The 3,491-nt window shown below is 66.6% G+C and carries 3 protein-coding genes; 1 reads left to right on the top strand and 2 read right to left on the bottom strand.

The window, feature by feature from the left end:
- The coding region (dusB, locus tag BGO62_RS05755) for a tRNA dihydrouridine synthase DusB (protein WP_296640128.1) at positions 1-655 on the bottom strand (655 nt) is incomplete at its 3' end.
- 131 nt (positions 656-786) lie between these two features.
- Between dusB and mscL the strand changes: the two genes are divergently transcribed.
- Complete coding sequence (mscL, locus tag BGO62_RS05750; protein WP_296640126.1) at positions 787-1,209, top strand: large conductance mechanosensitive channel protein MscL; 423 nt, start codon at positions 787-789, stop codon at positions 1,207-1,209.
- 69 nt (positions 1,210-1,278) lie between these two features.
- Here the strand turns inward: mscL and polA are convergent.
- Positions 1,279-3,491, bottom strand: a 2,213-nt coding sequence (gene polA / locus BGO62_RS05745; RefSeq protein WP_296640123.1) for a DNA polymerase I, incomplete at its 5' end; no start/stop codon positions are given.

Below are 3,491 nucleotides of genomic sequence, written 5' to 3'. Positions count from 1 at the left end.
CGCCGGTGTATTCGAGGACGTATTTCGCCTTTTCCGGCGTGGTGATGTCGCCGTTGGCGATGACGGGGATGCGCGCTTCCGCCTTCACCGCGCGGATGGTGTCGTATTCGGCCTCGCCGCTGTAGCCGCAGGCGCGGGTGCGGCCGTGCATCGCCAGCGCCTGCACCCCGGCGCTCTCGGCGATCTTCAGGATGTTGAGCGCGTTCCTGTGCTCGCGGTCCCAGCCGGTGCGGATCTTCAGCGTCACCGGCACTTCCGGCACCGCCTTGACCACCGCGTCGAGGATGCGGCCGACCAGGGCTTCGTCCTGCAGCAGGGCGGAGCCCGCCATCACGTTGCATACCTTCTTGGCCGGGCAGCCCATGTTGATGTCGATGATCTGCGCGCCGCGGTCGACGTTGTGGCGCGCGGCTTCCGCCATCATCGCCGGATCGGCGCCGGCGATCTGCACGCTGATCGGGTCGACCTCGCCTTCGTGGTTGGCGCGCCGCGCGGTCTTGGCCGAGCCGTACAGCAGCGAGTTCGACGTCACCATCTCGGACACGGCCATGCCGGCGCCCAGCTTCTTGCAAAGCTGGCGGAAAGGCCGGTCGGTCACCCCGGCCATGGGGGCGACGATCAGGCGGTTCTTGAGGTGGTGGCTGCCGATACGCATAAGGGATCGCATTTTACCCGCGTCGCGGGCCCCGACCAAGCCGGAGAGAATTTACATTTCGGGCTGGAGGCATGCCGTCTTAGCGGCTACCATCCATAAGATCGAATTTCATCGAAAAACAGGGGGAAAACATGGGTTTCATGTCGGAATTCAGGGAATTTGCGGTCAAGGGCAACGCCATGGACCTGGCGGTCGGCGTCATCATCGGCGCGGCCTTCGGCAAGATAGTCGACTCGATCGTCAATGACCTCATCATGCCGATCGTCGGCGCGGTGTTCGGCGGCTTCGACTTTTCCAACCTGTTCCTGCCTTTGCGAAGCGTGCCGGAAGGCGTGGCGATGACGCTGGTGGAAGTGAAGAAAGCCGGGGTGCCGGTATTCGCCTACGGCAGCTTCCTGACCATCCTGCTCAATTTCATCATCCTGGCCTTCATCGTCTTCATTCTCGTCAAGCAGGTCAACCGGCTGAAGAAGGAAGCACCGCCTGCCCCCCCCGCCGCCACGCCGGAGGACATCGTTCTGCTGCGCGAGATTCGCGACAGCCTGAAAAAGTAGGGCGCCGGACCCGGCAACCAGCAGGGCAACCCGGCGAGGCCGGGTTGCCCTTTTTCATGGGCGCAGCAATCAGTGTGCGGCCTCCCAGCTGCTGCCCGCGCCGACGCCGACGCGCAGCGGCACCTTGAGCGTGGCGACGTTGCACATGTGCGCGGGCAGTTCGGCGCGCACGCGGTCGAGTTCGCGCTCCGGCACTTCGAGGATGAGCTCGTCGTGGACTTGCAATAACAAACGGCTGGCCAGCTTTTCCCGGTCGAGCCAGCCCTGCACCGCGATCATCGCCAGCTTGATCAGGTCGGCGGCGGTGCCCTGCATCGGCGCGTTGATGGCGGCACGCTCGGCGCCCTGGCGGCGCTGCGGATTTTTTGCGTTGATTTCGGGCAGGTACAGGCGGCGGCCGAACACGGTCTCGACGTAGCCCTGGCTGCGCGCCGCCTCGCGGGTGCGCTGCATGTAGTCGGCCACCCCGGGATAGCGTGCGAAATAGCGGTCGATGTAGGCCTGCGCGGCGGCGCGCTCGAGGTTGAGTTGCGACGCCAGGCCGAATGCCGACATGCCGTAGATCAGGCCGAAGTTGATGACCTTGGCCATGCGCCGCTGGTCGCTGCTCACGTCGGCCAGCGGCACGCCGAACACTTCGGCGGCGGTGGCGGTGTGGATGTCGCGGTCTTCGGCAAAGGCCTTCAAGAGGCCGGCGTCGTCCGACAGGTGGGCCATGATGCGCAGTTCGATCTGCGAATAGTCGGCCGACAGCAACACGTGGCCGGGCGGCGCGATGAAGGCTTCGCGGATGCGGCGGCCCTCGGCGGTGCGCGCGGGGATGTTCTGCAGGTTGGGGTCGGAGCTCGCCAGCCGCCCGGTCACCGCGGTCGCCTGCGAATAGCTGGTGTGCACCCGTCCGGTGGCCGGGTCGATCATCTGCGGCAGCTTGTCGGTGTAGGTCGACTTCAGCTTGGCCAGGCCGCGGTAGTCGAGGATTGCCCGCGCGATGGGGTGGTCGAGCGCCAGCTGCTCCAGCGTCTCCTCGTCGGTGGAGGGCGCCCCGCCCGGGGTTTTCTTGACCACCGGCAGACCCTTTTGCGTAAAGAGAATGTCGCCGATCTGCTTGGGCGAGCCGAGATTGAATGGCTGCCCGGCTTCCTGGTAGGCGCGCTGCTCCAGTTCCAGCATCTTCCTGCCAAGCTCGCCGCTTTGCACCGCCAGTAAATTTCGATCCAGTAGTACGCCGGCGCGCTCCATGCGGAACAGGATCTGCGCCACCGGCAGCTCGATGTTCCTGTACACGAAAGCCAGCTTGTCGGAGGCGGCGATCTGCGGCGCCAGGGCATCGCGCACCCGCAGCGTGACGTCGGCGTCCTCCGCCGCGTATTCGCCGGCGCGCTCGATCGCCACCTGTTCGAAGCCGATGCGCGCCGCGCCCTTGCCGGTGACGTCGTCGTAGCTGAGCGTCGCCAGGCCGAGGTGGCGCGTCGCCAGGTTGCCAAGCTCGTGCGACTGGTGCGCTTCGAGCACGTAGGACTGCAGCAGCGTGTCGTCGATGACGCCGCCGAGCGCGATGCCGTAGTTGGCGAAAATATGGCGGTCGTATTTGAGGTGCTGGCCGATGATCCTGGGGTCGGGGTTTTCCAGCAGCGGCTTCAATCTGGCCAGGACGGCAGTCCGGTCAAGCTGCGCGGGCGCGCCGGCATAGTGATGCGCCAGCGGCAGGTAGGCCGCTTCGCCGTGGGCCGTGGCGAACGAGACGCCGACCAGTTCGGCCTGCATCGCGTTGAGGCTGGTGGTTTCGGTGTCGAGCGCAAACGCCGGCGCGGCTTCCAGCCTGGCGATCCAGGCGTCGAGCCGGCTCTCGGTCAGGATGGTTTCGTAGCCGGCGCGATGCTCGCCGCTGCAGTCCTGCTCGGGCGCCGCGGCCGCGCCGGTGGCGGCGGCGTCGAGCTCGCGCAGCCAGGTGCGGAACTCGTAACGCTCGAACAGCGCGCGCAGCGCGTCCCGGTCGCGCGCCCCGAGGACGAGATCGTCGAAATCGAACGGCAGCGCGACATCGGTCTTGATGGTGATCAGCGCGCGCGCCTGCGGCAGCCAGTCGCGGGCGGCGCGCAGGTTGTCGCCGACCACGCCCTTGATGGCGTCGGCATGCGCCAGCAGATTGTCGAGCGTGCCGTATTCGGCCAGCCATTTCACCGCGGTTTTCGGCCCGCATTTGGCGACGCCGGGGACGTTGTCGACGGCGTCGCCTACCAGCGCGAGGTAGTCGATGATGCGCTCCGGCGGCACCCCGAACT

Origin of the sequence: Thiobacillus sp. 65-1402, assembly GCF_001897685.1 — a bacterium.
Taxonomy (GTDB): domain Bacteria; phylum Pseudomonadota; class Gammaproteobacteria; order Burkholderiales; family Thiobacillaceae; genus Thiobacillus.
This window is presented reverse-complemented; position numbering and strand designations above follow the sequence as displayed.

What these genes read in the sequence shown, in the direction of transcription:
- mscL (WP_296640126.1), top strand. Translation starts at nt 787, where the DNA reads ATGGGTTTCATGTCGGAATTCAGGGAATTTGCGGTCAAGGGCAACGCC.